Annotated in this window: 18 protein-coding genes; 6 read left to right on the forward strand and 12 right to left on the reverse strand. The window is 66.6% G+C overall.

What is annotated here, in order from left to right; all coding sequences use genetic code 11:
* Window positions 1-5: 5 nt before the first annotated feature.
* Complete coding sequence (locus tag LZD57_RS10200; RefSeq protein ID WP_233719498.1) at window positions 6-284, reverse strand: acylphosphatase; 279 nt, start codon at window positions 282-284, stop codon at window positions 6-8.
* Between the two features lie 168 nt (window positions 285-452).
* Between LZD57_RS10200 and LZD57_RS10205 the strand changes: the two genes are divergently transcribed.
* The 4 genes from LZD57_RS10205 to LZD57_RS10220 all read left to right on the forward strand — a co-directional run bounded on the left by LZD57_RS10205 (window position 453) and on the right by LZD57_RS10220 (window position 3,739).
* Window positions 453-914, forward strand: coding sequence for a YaiI/YqxD family protein (locus LZD57_RS10205; RefSeq protein ID WP_233719499.1), 462 nt, complete (start codon window positions 453-455; stop codon window positions 912-914).
* A gap of 104 nt (window positions 915-1,018) precedes the next feature.
* On the forward strand, window positions 1,019-1,867 hold the full coding sequence (locus LZD57_RS10210; RefSeq protein ID WP_233719500.1) for a cytochrome b/b6 domain-containing protein: 849 nt from the start codon (window positions 1,019-1,021) through the stop codon (window positions 1,865-1,867).
* Window positions 1,864-2,646 (forward strand): molybdopterin-dependent oxidoreductase, encoded by a 783-nt coding sequence (locus LZD57_RS10215; RefSeq protein WP_233719501.1) that lies wholly within the window; start codon window positions 1,864-1,866, stop codon window positions 2,644-2,646. The genes LZD57_RS10210 and LZD57_RS10215 overlap by 4 nt, the downstream gene beginning before the upstream one ends.
* Before the next feature lie 121 nt (window positions 2,647-2,767).
* Entirely contained in the window at window positions 2,768-3,739 is a 972-nt protein-coding gene (locus tag LZD57_RS10220) for a sensor domain-containing diguanylate cyclase (RefSeq protein ID WP_233719502.1), read from the forward strand.
* A gap of 16 nt (window positions 3,740-3,755) precedes the next feature.
* Here the strand turns inward: LZD57_RS10220 and LZD57_RS10225 are convergent, their stop codons facing one another.
* The 4 genes from LZD57_RS10225 to LZD57_RS10240 form a co-directional block, all read right to left on the reverse strand.
* A complete protein-coding gene (locus LZD57_RS10225; RefSeq protein ID WP_233719503.1) occupies window positions 3,756-4,349 on the reverse strand; it encodes a hypothetical protein in 594 nt (197 codons plus the stop codon).
* 211 nt (window positions 4,350-4,560) lie between these two features.
* On the reverse strand, window positions 4,561-5,298 hold the full coding sequence (locus LZD57_RS10230; protein ID WP_233719504.1) for an ATP12 family chaperone protein: 738 nt from the start codon (window positions 5,296-5,298) through the stop codon (window positions 4,561-4,563).
* A gap of 73 nt (window positions 5,299-5,371) precedes the next feature.
* Window positions 5,372-6,037, reverse strand: a complete 666-nt coding sequence (locus tag LZD57_RS10235) for an HAD-IA family hydrolase (RefSeq protein ID WP_233719505.1) — start codon at window positions 6,035-6,037, stop codon at window positions 5,372-5,374.
* 10 nt (window positions 6,038-6,047) lie between these two features.
* A complete protein-coding gene (locus LZD57_RS10240; protein WP_233719506.1) occupies window positions 6,048-7,034 on the reverse strand; it encodes an RluA family pseudouridine synthase in 987 nt (328 codons plus the stop codon).
* Between the two features lie 184 nt (window positions 7,035-7,218).
* On the opposite strand from LZD57_RS10240, the gene LZD57_RS10245 reads away from it, so the two are divergent.
* The gene (locus tag LZD57_RS10245; protein ID WP_233719507.1) at window positions 7,219-7,563 is read left to right on the forward strand and encodes a BrnT family toxin; all 345 of its coding nucleotides are present in this window, start codon (window positions 7,219-7,221) and stop codon (window positions 7,561-7,563) included.
* Window positions 7,517-7,783, forward strand: coding sequence for a CopG family antitoxin (locus tag LZD57_RS10250; RefSeq protein WP_233719508.1), 267 nt, complete (start codon window positions 7,517-7,519; stop codon window positions 7,781-7,783). Before LZD57_RS10245 ends, LZD57_RS10250 begins: the two co-directional genes overlap by 47 nt.
* A gap of 83 nt (window positions 7,784-7,866) precedes the next feature.
* Here LZD57_RS10250 and LZD57_RS10255 read toward each other — a convergent pair whose 3' ends face one another.
* The 7 genes from LZD57_RS10255 to LZD57_RS10285 all read right to left on the reverse strand — a co-directional run bounded on the left by LZD57_RS10255 (window position 7,867) and on the right by LZD57_RS10285 (window position 15,717).
* The gene (locus LZD57_RS10255; RefSeq protein ID WP_233719509.1) at window positions 7,867-8,832 is read right to left on the reverse strand and encodes an NAD-dependent epimerase/dehydratase family protein; all 966 of its coding nucleotides are present in this window, start codon (window positions 8,830-8,832) and stop codon (window positions 7,867-7,869) included.
* Between the two features lie 31 nt (window positions 8,833-8,863).
* The gene (crcB, locus tag LZD57_RS10260; protein ID WP_233719510.1) at window positions 8,864-9,241 is read right to left on the reverse strand and encodes a fluoride efflux transporter CrcB; all 378 of its coding nucleotides are present in this window, start codon (window positions 9,239-9,241) and stop codon (window positions 8,864-8,866) included.
* Between the two features lie 86 nt (window positions 9,242-9,327).
* Entirely contained in the window at window positions 9,328-10,944 is a 1,617-nt protein-coding gene (locus LZD57_RS10265; RefSeq protein ID WP_233719511.1) for a BCCT family transporter, read from the reverse strand.
* Between the two features lie 271 nt (window positions 10,945-11,215).
* Window positions 11,216-12,601, reverse strand: coding sequence for a replication-associated recombination protein A (locus LZD57_RS10270; RefSeq protein ID WP_233719512.1), 1,386 nt, complete (start codon window positions 12,599-12,601; stop codon window positions 11,216-11,218).
* A 1-nt stretch (window position 12,602) separates the two neighbouring features.
* Window positions 12,603-14,177, reverse strand: a complete 1,575-nt coding sequence (locus LZD57_RS10275) for a DegQ family serine endoprotease (RefSeq protein ID WP_233719513.1) — start codon at window positions 14,175-14,177, stop codon at window positions 12,603-12,605.
* Window positions 14,178-14,286: 109 nt separating this feature from the next.
* Entirely contained in the window at window positions 14,287-14,439 is a 153-nt protein-coding gene (locus LZD57_RS10280) for a hypothetical protein (protein WP_233719514.1), read from the reverse strand.
* A 231-nt stretch (window positions 14,440-14,670) separates the two neighbouring features.
* Window positions 14,671-15,717 carry an NAD-dependent epimerase/dehydratase family protein gene (locus tag LZD57_RS10285; RefSeq protein ID WP_233719515.1) on the reverse strand — a complete coding sequence of 349 codons (1,047 nt, stop codon included), beginning with the start codon at window positions 15,715-15,717 and terminating at the stop codon, window positions 14,671-14,673.
* Between the last annotated feature and the right edge of the window lie 190 nt (window positions 15,718-15,907).

The following is a 15,907-nucleotide window of genomic DNA, read 5'->3' on the forward strand; positions in this document are numbered from 1 at the left end:
CCGCATCACTCCGTTGGACGGACCTCGAAGGGCCCGTCATAGGCCTCCACCTCGTCGATCACGCGCACGTCGTTGACGCTGCTGCAGGCCGGCCCCTCCCGCAACCGTTCGATCATCGCGTCGACGGCGGTCTCGTCACCGCTGAGGATCGCTTCGACAGCACCCGAGCGGCGGTTGCGCACCCAGCCCGACAGGCCGAGCCGGCCCGCCTCCTCTTCGGCCCAGGCGCGGTAACCCACGCCCTGGACCCGGCCGGTAATTTCGACGTGCAGGCTTTTCGTCATCGGTTCGGTCCCCTTCGAAGCGCAGTATCCTGCAATTCGCATCCGCAGCATAGCCGCGAATTTTTGGCTCGATCCCTCCACGCAAGGCGAGTGGCGCGGAAGGATCTTTGACCGGGAGCCAGAATTGCCGCAAAGCTGCCTCGACCCGGACCACGACGGATTTCGCCGATGACCATCCTCTACGTGGACGCCGACGCCTGTCCCGTGAAGGACGAGGCGGTAGACGTCGCCAGCCGCCGGAACCTCGCCGTCGTCATCGTTTCGAATGGCGGCATCCGGCCTTCTCGCTATCCGCAGGCCCGCATCGTGGTCGTCCCCGACGGGCCGGACGTCGCCGACGACTGGATCGTCGAGAACTGCCAGGCCGGCGACGTGGTCGTCACCGCCGACATTCCCCTCGCCGCGCGGGCGCTGGAGAAGGGCGCGGTGGCTCTCGGACCGGCGGGGCGGGAGTTCACCGAAGCGACCATCGGCTCCGCCCTGTCGATGCGCGCCTTCAACCAGCATCTGCGCGAGACGGGCGAATCGAAAGGCTACAACGCGGCTTTCACCGCCGCCGACCGGGCCCGTTTTCTCGAGGCTCTGCATCGGATCCTGACGCGGCTGACGGGCCAGCCGCCTTCACGATGAAGAGAGCGGGATGAAACCTTCCGGCCCGAGCCGGCGAATCCTTCGGAACGATGCCGGCCGAACGCCTTTGCCGAGCCGGCGCGACGCTGCGCAGGAGACCCATCATGGTGACGCTCACCGAGGCCGAGGAATCGGGAGAAAACGTGCCGAAGGGCGGCGGAACACTCGTCTACCGCCAGCGCCTCGCCACCCGGCTGACCCATTGGCTCTGGGCGATCAGCCTGTTCTTCATGCTCTTGTCCGGGCTGCAGATCTTCATGGCGAGGCCCGATCTCTACATCGGCCAGCAGTCGGGTTTCGGGTTCGACAACACCGTCCTGTCGATCGGCGCCCGGCAGGTCGGCGGCGAGATGCGGGGCGTGACGAGCCTCTTCGGGGCGAGCTTCGACACCACCGGCTGGCTGGGCCTCGTCCCGCAGGGCGACGGCTTGGCGCGCAAGGCTTTCCCGGGCTGGCTGACGATCCCCGGATATCGCGATCTGGCGACCGGCCGGATCGTCCACTTCTTCTTCGCCTGGCTCCTCGTAGCGACGCTGTTCGTCTGGCTCCTCGCCAGCGCGTTCAACGGCCACCTGCGCGAATTGTGGCCGAGCGGGCGGGACCTGAAACGCCTGCCGCGCGACGTCGCCGACCATCTGCGCCTGCGCTTCGTCCATGACGGCCGCTACAACGTCCTGCAGAAGCTCTCCTATGCCGGGGTGCTCTTCGTCGCCCTGCCGCTGATGATTCTCACCGGCCTCACCATGTCGCCGGGCGTCGTCGCCAAGTTTCCCATCCTCCTCGACGTCTTCGGCGGACGGCAGACCGCGCGGACGATCCACTTCGCCGTCATGCTGGCCCTCCTTCTGTTCTTCGTCGTCCACATCCTGATGGTCGTGCTCGCCGGGCCGATCAACGAGCTGCGCTCGATCGTGACCGGCTGGTACCGGACCTCTGCGGAGAAGCGTCCATGACCCGTCTCGCCCTCACCCGCCGCCACTTCCTTACGGGCGCCACTCTCGCCTCGACCGCGAGTCTCGCGGGCTGTTTCGATCCGCTCGGCGATCGCGATTCGAGCGTCCGCAACGTTCTCGAAACGGCCAATTCTTTGACCTACCGCGCCCAGCGCCTGCTGCTCGGCAGCGACGACCTCGCCCGGGAATATGCCGAGAGCGAGATCCGCCAGCCGCAGCGACCGAACGGTTCCACCAATCCGCGGGACGCCGACTACCGCGACCTCGCGAGCCGGAATTTCGCCGATTATCGGCTGAAGATCTCGGGGCTGGTGGAGACGCCGCTCGAACTCTCGCTCGACGAGCTCCGGGCGATGCCGAGCCGTACGCAGATCACCCGGCACGACTGCGTCGAAGGCTGGAGCTGCATCGCCAAGTGGACGGGCGTGCCCCTCGCCGCACTGCTCCGACAGGCCCGGGTCGGGCCGACCGCGCGATTCGTGCTGTTCGAATGCTTCGACACGATGGAGAACGGCTTCACCGGCCCGGTGAAGTATTACGAGTCGATCGATCTGCGCGATGCCCTTCATCCGCAGACGATTCTCGCCTACGGCCTGAATGGCGAGACGCTCCCCGTTGCGAACGGCGCGCCTCTGAGGGTCCGAGTCGAGCGCCAACTAGGTTACAAGATGGCAAAATATATCCGTTCCATTGTCGTCATCGACGATCTGAGCGGTCACGGCGGCGGAAATGGTGGATATTGGGAGGATCGCGGCTACGAATGGTTTGCCGGGATCTGACTCTTGACTTCACGATTGCTTGTTTTCCGTGCGTCACCCGTCGTCTTCACAACCTTCAATTAAATAAATGTTATGGAAGGTCTGCTTTCCTGAGAACGAGGCGGTGGGAGACCTTTTTCTCATGAAGGCGAAGAAACACCACAGCGACTTCGCTGTGCGCTTGATGGAGCATCTGGTCGTTCCGACCTTCGTCCTCGATCGAACCGGCCGCGTCATCATCTGGAACAAGTCCTGCGAACGGCTGACGGGCATTCCGGCGTCGGACGTCATCGGGACGAAGCGTCACTGGACGGGCTTCTATACCGAGAAGCGCCCCTGCCTGGCGGATCTCGTCATCGCTCACGGGGCTTCGCAGATCCCCTCGCTCTACTCGGTCGACTGTTCCCCCGACCCCGACCGCGAGGTGTTTTCGGCGGAGAACTGGTGTCATCTGCCGATCGCCGGCGGGCTGCGCTATCTCGCCATCGACGCCGGGCCGATCCACGACGAGGACGGCAATCTCATCGCCGTCGTCGAAACCCTGCGCGACATCACCATCCAGAAGGAAGCCCAGGACAAGCTGGAGGTCCTGGCCCGGCAGGACTCGCTGACGGGTATTCCCAATCGCCGCCTGTTCGACGAGTATCTCGAGGGCGAGTGGCGGATCGCCACCGCGACGGATCGCCCCCTCGCGCTCCTGATGATCGATATCGATCACTTCAAAGCCTATAACGACACGCTCGGCCATCTCGCCGGCGATCACTGCCTGAAGCGCATCGCCGAACTGATCAGTGCCCAGACCCGCCGGGAGTGCGACGTCTGCGCCCGGTATGGCGGGGAGGAGTTCGCGGTCATCTTGCCGCACACCGATCTGTCCGGAGCCGTGGCCGTCGCCAGGCGGATCGTCCGGGCCGTCGATCTCGCGCGCATCCGCAATCCCGGCATGGGGCCGGACTGCAGGCTGACGATGAGCATCGGCGCCTCCGCCTATGACGCCGAGAACCGCCTCGCGACGCTCGACGAGCTGCTCGGATCGGCGGATGCGGCGCTTTACGCCGCCAAGCAGTCCGGGCGCGCCTGCGTGCGCACGCCCGGCTCGAAGCTGGCGGCATGACGCCGCCGCCGGACCCTCAGGAGGTCGGCACGCCGGCCGGCGCTGCTGTCGGCGCCGGGGCCGGCTGCGGCGCTGCGGCCGGGGTCTTCGCAGGCTGCGCCTTCACGGCCGGGACGTGACCCGGCGGGCCGTAGATCCGCTTTTGGATCTCCTGGCTGTAGCCTTCGACCAACCGCTGGTCCACCAGCGCCTTTTCCTGCAGCAGCGAGATCGCCGCTCCGATCACGCCGTTGATCGCCGCATCCCGCGAATAGCTGAGCGGCAGAACCTTCAGGGGATTGCCCGCCAGATCGGCGATCGTCACCTCGGTGGTGATGAAGTTGCTGCTGCCGGCCAGCGCCGAGAGAAGGGCGTTTTTGTAGAAGACGCTTTCGATCTTGATGGCGACCGTGGAAGGTTTGCCCGCCGGGTCTTTGCCGACGATCGTCTCGCTCACCGCGGCCTGGAGTTTCGGCCCGATCACCGTTTCGGACTGGACCGTCGGCGCCGTTACGACGCTCACGCTGGTAACGTTCAGCGGTCCCGTCTCGTCGACGACGGGACTGACGCATCCGGCCAGCAACATCATCGCCGCAGGAAAGCAATACTTCATGAAATTCAACGAATGCACGGCGATTCCCCAAGTGATTTCCTTCGAGGATCGCTAGGCGGTTCTCACCTTCCGCACAACGCCTGATAAGCTTACATCGATCGTCTTTTTCAGCGCCGGGCCTCGTCGCAAGCGTTCTTGGCGACGATGCGGCAAAGATGTCACGGTCTCTGGTTGCAGCCGGTGGCGGCATCAAGCACCGGGCTGGCGATCGCCAATCCCTGCGGATCGATCAGCCTTCTCGCCGCGAGTTCAGGATGATCGCCGCCGCCAGCATCTCCTGCCAGCGCATCGCGCGGCGCGCCATCGCTTCCTCGTCGGCGCCCCACTGCTCGACGTTCCAGTCCTCGTCGAGATGGGCGAGTGCCCAGGCCTCCTCTGCCGTCACCCTGCCGTCGGCGAGTGCGAGCGCCAAAAGTGCCGAGCCGGTGAGCGTGGTGACCTGATGCAGCGCGGCGATCGCAAAGCCGTCATCGAAGGCCGCGACGTGCCGGCGAACGGCCGCGAGCGACTCCTCGGGCTGGGCGACGTGCATCACACCCTCTGTCAGGACGAACCGGACCCCCAGCCGTTCCTTCGCCCAGTCGAGCACGGGGTCCCAGCGCTGGCGCTGGCGCAAGGCGAGCCCCTCCGGCGCGCCGGCGCGGTAGAAGAGCATGTCCGTCTCGGCGAAGCGGGCGACGTCCGTGCCGACCGGCCCGGGATCGGCGAGGATGCCGTCGATCGTCGTGTTGACCAGCCGGGTCATCGGCATCGTGCCGGGATCGATGCGTTCCGCCTGCGCGTCCCATTCCGCGCGGATGGCCTCCGCCACGTCGCGGCTCGGAACCGCAAGCGGCTTGCGCGCCGGCGTCTTCATCGGCCGTCCGTCGAGCTCGACGACGAAGCCGTCCGGCGTCTCGACCACGCCGACGGCCGCGTAGAAGCGCTTCGGCAGATCCGGCCGGGCGAGGAGCGGGTTGTTCGACATTGTCGGCCCTTTCGATGACGAGCGACCGAGGTCGGCGGTCGTTTCGGATGAAGCTGCCCTGGCGACGTGCCCGTCAGCCTGCGAGAAAATGTTCGATCGAGCGCGTCAGTGCGCCGACGTCCGCGACGATCTCGTCCGCACCGGCGGCGCGCATCAGTTCCGCCGAATGGCTGCCCCATCGGACACCGAGGGCGCGCGCCCCGGCCGCCTTGGCCATTTCCATGTCGAAACTCGTATCGCCGACGACCACCGCCCGTTCCGCGCCGATGCCGAACTCGGCGCAGCATTCGAGCACCATCGCCGGATGCGGTTTCGACGGACAGTCGTCGGCGGTCCGCACCGCTTGAAAACACTCGGCGATGCCGTGATGGGCCGTCAGCGCGGCGACGCCGCGGCGGGACTTGCCGGTGACCATGCCGACGAGGACGGCATCCCGCGTCGCCAGATCGCGCACCAGCTCCGCCATGCCGGGAAACAGCGCCTCGGAAAAATCCGGCCGCGCCCGCTCGGCGCGATATTCGATGCGGTAGCCCTCGGCGACGTCGCGCGTCCGCGCCTCGCCGAGCCCCGGGCGCAGCGCCGCGACGGCGGTCTCCAGCGACAGGCCGATGATCGCCCGGGTCGCCTCCGGCGCCGGCGGCTCCAGATCGAAGCGCCGGAAGGCGCGCTCTATGATCCGGCAGATCAGCCCGGCCGAATCGGCGATCGTGCCGTCGCAGTCGAAGAGAACGGCCTTCATCGAGGTCTGCTCAATCGTCGAGAGCGGCTTCGTCGAAGCCGAACAGGTTGAAGGTCTGCACCATGTGCGGCGGCAGCGGCGCGATCTGATCGATCACGCCGCCGTCGGGATGCGGGATGACGATCCGCCGCGCATGCAGATGCAGCCGCTTCTGGACGCCGCCGGGAAACTCCCAGTTGGTGTCGTGCTCGAAATATTTCGGATCGCCGAGAATCGGATGGCCGATATGGGCGGCGTGGACGCGCAGCTGATGGGTGCGGCCGGTATGGGGCTGCATTTCCAGCCAAGCGAAATTCTGCGCCACCTGGTCGATCACCCGGTAGTGGGACAGGGCGTGGTCTGCGCCCTCCTCGCCATGTCTGGCGATTCGCATCCGGTCGCCGTCCGGCGTCTGCTCCCGGACGAGATGGGTCGAGATCCGCCCCTCGTGCGGCGCCGGCACGCCCTTGACGATCGCCCAGTAGTGCTTCCGGGTGTCGCGCTCGCGGAACGCCTTGGTCAGTTGCATCGCCGCGCCCCGCGTCCGCGCCACCACGAGGATGCCCGTCGTGTCGCGGTCGATGCGGTGGACGAGGCGCGGCTTTTCGCCCTTCCTGTTGCGCCAGGCCTCGAGCATCATGTCGACGTGACGCACGACGCCGGAGCCGCCCTGGACGGCGAGACCCGCCGGCTTGTTGAAGACGAACACCTTGTCGTCCTCGTAGATCAGCATCTTCGACAGGACGTCGCCGTCCTCCCGGTGCTTCATGGTGTTGGCGGTCAGCGGCTTGGTGTCGAGGGTCTTGGCGTCGCTGCCGACCGGCGGCACGCGGATCGTCTGACCCGGCTGGATGCGGGTGTCGGACTTCGCCCGCCCGCCGTCGACGCGGATCTGGCCGGAGCGCAAAAGCTTCTGCAGATGGCCGAAGCCGAGCCCCGGATAATGAAGCTTGAACCAGCGGTCGAGCCGCAGCCCCGCCTCGTCCTCCTCCACCCGTTTCTGCTCGACAGTCGCCATTTCGCGCCTTGCGCTCCAATTTGCTTTTGATCGTTGCCCGTTTCCTAAAGAATGGTGGAGCGATGGGCAATGAAGGCGGAGAATTTGCCCGACGTGACGCCCGGTCCCGCGGCCGACGTCTGGGCAGGACGTCGCGCGCCGGCAGGCCTCGTCGTATCGGCACGGCGATGCATGCCGACTTGAGATGTACATACAAATGTGCATCTCTAGGAAGATGCAAATCGTCGGGTTCGATTGGGACGCCGGAAACTGGCCCAAGTGCGGCAAGCATGGCGTCGATCGCCACGAGATCGAGCATGCAGTCCGCGTTGCGGATTTTCGCGTCGTCAACCCGCATCCGACGGAGGAGCGTTGGCGGATAGCCGCGCCGGCAGAATCGGGGCGCTACGTCTTCGTCGTCATCACCTATCGGGAGACGCGGGAAGGAACGCTCATCCGGCCCATCAGCGCCCGGTACATGCATCGAGAAGAGGTCGATCTTTATGACCAGCAACGACAAAAAGCCTTGGCCAAGTCTTCCGAGCGATGAGGCGGCGGAGCAGTTCGTCGCCGAGGCGGACCTGACGGAATACGATTGGAGCCAGATCGAACCGATCCACCACGAGTTCGACGATAAGTCGGCCCGCGTCACCATGCGTATGCCGGAGCGCCAACTCGCGGCGATCAAGATCGAGGCTGCCCGGCGAGGAATGAAATATCAGAGATTCATGCGGGAGCTTCTCGACCGCGGCATGCAATCGCTTCGTTGAGAGAGGCTGCCTCAAAAGCGATCCGGCGGCCAATTCTGCCATTGCCGGAACGCGATACGGAGAATGACCCGGAAGGCGACCGGTCACGCCGAAGCCCGACCCCTTTCCTTCGGCGAAACATAGGCCGGATCGTGGTGGAACGGCAGTTTCCCGCCCTCCTCCAACGCCTCGAGGACGGCCGCGAAGTCCGTCCGGCAGCGAAAGCCGAGGAGGCGCTCCATCCGGCCGGCGTCGTAGACGCGGCCGATCGACCTCGGCAGCCGCCAGCCGCGTTTCGCGTATAGCTCCGGCGCCTGCGGAAAATGCCGGGCGACCACCGTCGCCGCGTCCCGCTTCAGTTCGCCCGCCTCGGACCGCTCGAACAGGGTCGGCGCCGAGGCGATGAAGACCTCGAAGCCGAGCCCCGGCGCCTTGTCGAGCGCGGCGAGATGGGCATCCGCCGCATCCTCGACCGTCAGCCGCCGATTGAGGAACTCGTTGGCCTTGAGGTTTTCCCCCGGCAGGTCGGTGAGCGTATCGTCCTCTTCCGGGAAGAACCGCGACGTGCGCAGGACCACCGCGTTCAGCCCATGCTCGGCGTGAAACAGCCGGCAGAGCCCCTCGGCGGCGAGCTTCGTCACGCCATAGACGTTTCGCGGCGCCAGCGGGCCGGTCGTCTCGTCGAGCCAGACCGCCGCCTCGCCCGCCTCGTCGCGGATCTGCTGCGAGATCATCAGCGAGGTCGTCGAGGTGAAGACGAAGCGCTGGTGCCCGGCGCGTGCCGCGGCCTCCAGGAGGTTCAGCGTCCCGGTCACGTTGACGTCGACGAAGGCCTGCCGGCCGTAGCGCACGATGTCCGGCTTGTGCAGCGCCCCGGCGTGGATCACCGCCTCGATGCCCTCTTCGGCAAAGACCCGGTCGACCACCGCCCGGTCGGCGACGGTGCCGACGACGTCGGTGTGAGCACCCGCCGCGACGTCGAGGCCGACGACGACGTCGCCCCGCGCCTTCAGTTTCGGCGCCAGAAACCGGCCGAGCCAGCCGGAAGACCCGGTCAGAAGAATGCGCATCCGACGGTTCCCATGTCGTTGCGGCGAATGGTCATGCGAGGGCGCGCACCAGCGCGAGCCCGGCAAACAGCGCGGCGATGCCGACCACCACCGAACCGATCACATAGACGGCCGCCAGCAGGAGATCGCCGCGCTCGTAGAGAAACGCGGTGTCGAGCGAGAAGGACGAAAAGGTGGTGAAGCCGCCCAGAACGCCGGTGGCGAAGAACAGGCGCAGATCCGGCGAGGCGCCGAACCGCCGCGCCAGAAGTTCGATGAAGACGCCCATGACGAAGGAGCCGAGGACGTTGACGAACATCGTGCCGTAGGGAAACCCGGCGCCGAGGAGCCGCATCGCGGCCATCCCGGACAAATGTCGCAATGCCGCGCCGATGCCGCCGCCGAGCGCGACGATGAGGACGTTGACCATGCTGGAGATATCCGGACGATTCCCTGGGACGAAAAGCGGCCGGCGCGGGATGCGCCGGCCGACATGGTGACGACCGCCCGGTCCGGTCAGACCTTGTGGCCCTTGGCCTTCATCTTCTCGAGAAACGGCTGCCTCTTCTCGTCGACCAGTCCCTTCCAGGTGGACCAGCACAGGAACAGCAGCAGGATGGCGAAGGGGAAGCCCGTCGCGATCGCCGCGCCCTGCAGCGCCGCGAGCCCGCCGCCGAGCAGCAGCGTGATCGCCACCAGCCCCTCGAACGTCGCCCAGAAGATCCGCTGCGGCACCGGTGCGTCGATCTTGCCGCCGGCGGTGATCGTGTCGATCACCAGCGAGCCCGAGTCCGACGAGGTGACGAAGAAGACGATGACGAGAACGATGCCGATGAAGGACGTGATCTGGGTGAGCGGCAGCTGGCCGAGCATCTCGAACAGCTTCACCTCGAGTTCGGCGTCGACGATGCCGGAGAAGCCGCCGATCGTCTCGGTCAGCGCCGTGCCGCCGAAGACGGTCATCCAGATGATCGAGACGATGGTCGGGATGATCAGCACGCAGGTGATGAATTCCCGCACCGTCCGCCCGCGCGAGACCCGCGCGATGAACATGCCGACGAAGGGAGACCAGCTCATCCACCAGGCCCAGTAGAAGGTCGTCCAGCCGGTCCGATAGCCGTCGTCCATGCGGCCGAACGGGTTCGAAAGCGGGATGAACTCCCTGAGATAAGCCACCGTATTGCCGACGAATCCCTGGACCAGCTGCATCGTCGGCCCGACGAAGAAGATGAACAGCAGAAGCACCAGCGCCAGCACCATGTTGACCTCCGACAACCGCCGCACGCCCGCGTCGAGGCCGGCGACCACCGAGGTCAGTGCGACGCCGGTGATGAGGACGATCAGGACGATGTTGGAGAGCATCGTGTCCGGGATGCCGAACAGGTAGTTCAGGCCGCCGACCGCCTGCTCCGCGCCGAAGCCGAGCGAGGTGGCGAGGCCGAACAACGTGGCGAAGACGGCGAGGATGTCGATGACGTGGCCGGGCCAGCCCCAGGCCTTGTCGCCGAGCATCGGATAGAACACCGAGCGCATGGTCAGCGGCAGGCCCCAGTTGTAGCTGAAGAAGGCCAGCGCCAATGCCACGACGGCATAGATCGCCCAGGGATGCAGCGCCCAGTGATAGATCGTCGCCGCCATTCCGAGCCGGCGCGCCGCCTCGGTGTCGCCGGCGGCGCCCATCAAGGGCGCGTCGGCGCCCCCCGCCATCGAAGCGGAGAAATGGGTGATCGGCTCGGAAACGCCGTAGAACATCAGGCCGATGCCCATGCCGGCGGCGAACAGCATGGCGAACCAGCCGAAATAGCCGAATTCGGGCTGCGCATCCTTGCCGCCGAGTTTGATCTTGCCGAGCGGCGAGACGACGAGGAACAGGCAGAACAGGACGAAGATGTCGCCGGCAATGATGAACAGCCAGTCGAAGGTCGAGGTGATCGCCGGACGCAGCCAGCCGAAAAAGTCGTCGGCGAAAGAGGGGAAGAGCAGGGTGAAGGCGACGAAGGCGATGATGACGCTCGCCGAAATCGGGAAGACCGGGTTGTGGATGTCGAGCCCGAACCGCTGGATGTTGTCCTGTCCGACTTCGTAGTCGGTCACCGATACGTCGGGTATCTCGGTGGTCTGTTGTGATGACATCGAGACCTCGTCTTTGAATGAAAAAATGCGCCCTTGCCGGGCGCGCGAATGATGAGCCCTCAATCGGCCTCAGTCCATAAGAACTTTAAAATGGCTTAAGGCCGCAGTGATCAAGCCCGAGAGACCGATTTCCGCCGGCCTTTCGCCCCAATTCGGCAAAAATCCTGCAACTCGCTCGGTCGATCGCGGGCGTCTGCAGCCTTCTCTTTCGGGAATGACGCCACTTCGTCCGGCCATCCCGTGACGAAGGCGAACGCGCAGCCGCGCCGGATCACGAGCCCCCGCGTTCCCGTCGCAGCGCCTCCAGACGTGCGAGGTGCTCGCCGATTCTCGCCTCCCGGCCCCGGTCGGTCGGCTGGTAGAAGCGCTGGCGGCCCATCTCTTGTGGAAAATAGTCCTGGCCGGAGAACCCGTCCGGCTGGTCGTGATCGTAGAGATAGCCCGTGCCGTAGCCCTCTTCCTTCATCAGCTTCGTCGGGGCGTTGAGGATGTGCTTGGGCGGCAGCAGCGAGCCATGCTCCTTCGCCGCCCGCATCGCCGCCTTGTAGGCGACATAAACGGCGTTCGATTTCGGCGCGGCGGCGAGATAGGCAGTTGCCTCGGCCAGCGCCAGTTCCCCCTCCGGCGAGCCGAGATAATCGTAGGCGTCCTTGGCGGCGAGCGCGACGGTGAGCGCGTTCGGATCGGCGAGGCCGACGTCCTCGGAGGCCATCCGCACCAGCCGGCGGCCGAGATAGAGCGGGTTCTCGCCGGCATCGAGCATGCGGCACAGCCAGTAGAGCGCGGCATCGACGTCCGAGCCGCGCACGGCCTTGTGCAGCGCGGAGATCAGGTTGTAGTGCCCATCCTGGCCCTTGTCGTAGATCGGCGCACGGCGCTGTACGACGGACAGCAGCGTCTCGGCGTCCAGCACCTCGTTCTTGCCCGCCGCCCGCCAGACTTCTTCCGCCAACGTCAGCACCGCCCGCCCGTCGCCGTCGGCGAGCTGCAGGAGGAGTTCGCGCGCCTGCGCATCGAGCGGCAGCGCCCGGTCGGTGTCCTGCTCCGCGCGGTCGAGGAGCCGCCCGAGGCTTTCCGGCCCGAGCGACTGGAAGGTCAGCACCCGCGCCCGCGACAACAGCGCGGCGTTGAGTTCGAAGGAGGGATTTTCGGTCGTCGCGCCGACGAGAACGACCGTGCCGTCCTCCATCACCGGCAGAAACGAATCCTGCTGGGCGCGGTTGAAGCGGTGGATCTCGTCGACGAAGAGCAGCGTGACCCGCCCGTTCCGCCGCCGCAGCCTCGCCGATTCGAACACCTTCTTCAGATCGGCGACGCCGGAAAAGATGGCCGAGATCTGCTCGAAGGCGTAGTCCACCTCGCCGGCGAGAAGCCGCGCCACGGTGGTCTTGCCGGTGCCGGGCGGGCCCCAGAAGATCAGCGAGCCGAGGCTGCCGTTTGCCAACATGCGGGTGAGCGCTCCGCCCTCCCCGGTCAGATGCTCCTGGCCGACCACCTCGGACAACTTCTGCGGCCGCAGCCGGTCGGCGAGCGGCCGGGCGGCCTCGGGCCGCCCGACGGCACGGCTCGCCGGGGCGCTCTCGCCAGCGGCGGCGCTGCCGCCCTGGCGCGGCTTCGGCGATGGCGGGGGCGGGTCGTCGCCGAAGAGGTCGCTCATCTCAGCGCACGACCTGGGTGAGACGCCGGCCACCGCGCTCGATGTCGAACTGCCAGCCGCGATAATCCTCGCCGGCGATCGCGACCAGCGACTCGGTCGTCTCGACGCTCTCGCCGTTCACCTCGAGCAGGATGTCGCCCGGCTGCAGGCCGAAGCGCGCGGCGAGCGAGCGCGGCGCGACCTTGGCGACGACGACGCCGGTGGCATCCTGCGGCAACTGGAACTCGCCCGCGACCCGCGGCGACAGGTTGTAGACCGTCGCTCCGGCAAAGGGGTTCCGCCCGTCGATCGCCCGCTCGTCGCGCGGCGGCGTCTCCGGCGCCTGTTCGAGCGGCAGCGTCAGGTCCTCGGTCTCGTCGGCCGAAAGCACCGCGAGCTCGACGTTCTGGCCGATCCCGCGTGTCGCAAAGCGATAGTTCAGCGCATCGGGGGTGGCGACCTCCTTGCCGTCCGCCTTCATCACGACGTCGCCGACCTTGAGCCCGACCTTCGCCGCGGGGCCGTCGGGATAGACCGATCGCACCAGCGCGCCGGTCGGCCGGGGAAGCCCCAGCGCCTCGGCGATGTCGGCGGTCACCGGTGCGAAGTCGGCGCCGATGAACGGCCGCTCGTAGCGCCCGCCGTTCTCGGCCGCGCGCACGAAGGTCGAGACCATATTGGAGGGGATCGCGAAGCCGATGCCGTTCGAGCCGCCCGAGCGCGAGAAGATCGCGGTGTTGACGCCGACGAGGCGCCCGCTCATGTCGATCAGCGCCCCGCCGGAATTGCCGGGATTGATCGCCGCGTCGGTCTGGATGAAGAAGCCGAAGTCGTTGACGCCGATGTGGTTGCGGGCGAGCGCCGAGACGATGCCGTTGGTCACCGTCTGGCCGATGCCGAACGGATTGCCGATGGCGAGCACGAGGTCGCCGGTCTGAAGATCGTCCGAATCGGCGATCGGGATCGTCGCGAAAGGCCCGTCGCCATCGATCTTGAGCACGGCGAGATCGACGGTGGCGTCCTTGGACACCACCTTGGTGTCGAACTCGCGCCCGTCGGCGAAGGCGACCTTCACCTCGTCCGCATCTTCGACCACGTGGTTGTTGGTGACCACCAGCCCGGACGGGTCGACGATCACTCCGGAGCCGAGGGATTGTTCCATCCGCGGCGGGTTGTCGAAGCGGTTGCCGAAGAACTGCCCGAAGAACGGATCGTCTGCGAAGGGCGAGCGCCGCGCCGCGACCTTGCGCGCTGCATAGACGTTGACGACCGCCGGGGCGGTCGTCTTCACCAGCGGAGCGAAGCTCAGCTTGATTTCGGCCGCCGAACTCGGGATCCGGTCGCTGCTCTCGGCTTCGGCGATTTGAATCCGCTTGCTTTCCGGCTCGGCTGCGTCGCTCTCGTCCCATCGGGGCGCCTCGTCGCGTCGCAATTCCTGCCGCAGGCTGTCGTCGCTGCGCGCCAGCCGCACCGGCTCGCGGTCGGCGGACGATGCCAGCAGCCGGTGGAGCGACGAGCCCTCGGTCAGGACCGAAGGAACGGCGAAGGCCGTGCCGATCAGAAGCACGGCGGCGAGCGCCAGGAATTTCAGCCTCATGTCATCCTCGAGCAAAGCCGCGAATCTCGAAGACGGGATAGACCAGACGAATGCCACGAAAAAGGGGCCCCGAAGGCCCCTCTTTCGTCTCGTCTCATATGGCCGCGGCTCAGTTGCCGGTCGTGCCGACGATTTCGCTCGAAACGCCGTCGCTCGGCAGATCCGCCGTGGCGTAGCTCGCCGTCAGCACGCCGAAGGCGGCGATCGCGCCGAGGAGAGTCAGGAGGGTTCGACGCATGGTGCTCCAGCCCGTCGTGTTCATTGTGCTCGCATCATTCATGAAGATTGTTTCAACCGCGTAAACGTTGCCACAATGTTGTGGCGCTTGCCCCATTCACGACGTCAAAGGGTTAAGGCGCGATTTGGTTGCCTCGCTTCGACCGAAAATCGAATGTGCGGAGCCTATCGCACACGGGATTGGATGCGGCGATGTCATTTCGGCCACAGTGCGCGTTTCGGTGGGCTGTGTTGTAGCACCGCGCTTTACCTAGCGTCAATCAATACGCCGTGAGCCTCGATCATCGACCGCGCCCTTCTCGCGCAGGCTGAGCGCCGCAGCGGCGGTGGCGTCCTGAGGCGTGCGCGGCGAAAAGCCGAGCACGGCTTTTGCCGGGTCGCACACCAGCGTCTTGCCGCGGCCGAGCTCGGCGGCCACGGACCTGGCATCGGGAACGACGAGCGCCGCCAGCCGGACGACGAAATCCGGCAGGACGAACCGCGGCAGCTTCGGGCGATATTCGGGCACGGCCGAACCGATCGCCCGCCCCACCTCCATCAGCGAGAGCGTCCCGGCCGAGAGCAGGAAACGTCGGCCGACCGCGCCGTCGGCGCCGAGCGCGGCGACATGGGCGGCCGCGACGTCCCTGACGTCGACGAAGCCGGAGGAGATGGCGGGAACGGCCGGCATCCGGCCGCGCATCATCAGCCGCACCAGCTGCATCGACGCGCCGGGCTCGTCGTCGAGGAGCGGCCCGACGACGAGGACCGGGTTGATCGACACCATGTCGAGGCCGGCCGCCTTCGCCGCCGTCCAGGCCGCGGCCTCGGCTTCGGTCTTGGAGATCGCGTAAGGGGAAATGTCCGGCGCTTCGGTGTTGGACCAGTCCGCCTCGCCGATGACCCCCGAATGCTTCTTGCCGTGGCCATAGGACATCGCCGCAACCGACGAGGTCATGACCAGCCGCCGGGCGCCCGCTTTGGCCGCCGCCGCGACCACCCGCAGCGCTCCTCCCTTGGCGGCCGGCACCAGCGCCTGGCGGTCGCGCGGCTGTCGGAGCGGCAGGGGCGAGGCCATGTGGCAGACCCTGTCGCAACCGGCCGCCGCGGCGTCCCAACCCGCTTCGCCCATGAGATCGGCCAGGGCGATCTCGAGTCGGGAGACGTCGGCCTCGTTGGCGGCAAGCGTTTGACGAAGCGCTTCACCCTTCTCCTCGGTCCGCACCGTCCCGCGCACGCGATAGCCAGCTTCGAGCAGCTGCAGCGCGACATGCTTGGCGATGAAGCCCGACGCGCCGGTCAGGAGGATACGCTCGTCTGCCATGATCTCGCAGCTCCCTGCCCAACCTGCTTCAATGGATGTGCTATCTCAAAATAGGACGGGGGCAGAAGTGGCTTGGTTTGTCTGAACAGCCTCGGCGGCTTGATAAGTGGATCGTCTGCCGGGTTTACGCTGCTGCGAGAAGCGGCTGGTTGAAGTAGGTCTGGTCGGGCGTTTTTCCTCCCAGCCGTGA

It is taken from the genome of Jiella avicenniae (genome assembly GCF_021390325.1).
Lineage (GTDB): Bacteria > Pseudomonadota > Alphaproteobacteria > Rhizobiales > Rhizobiaceae > Jiella > Jiella avicenniae.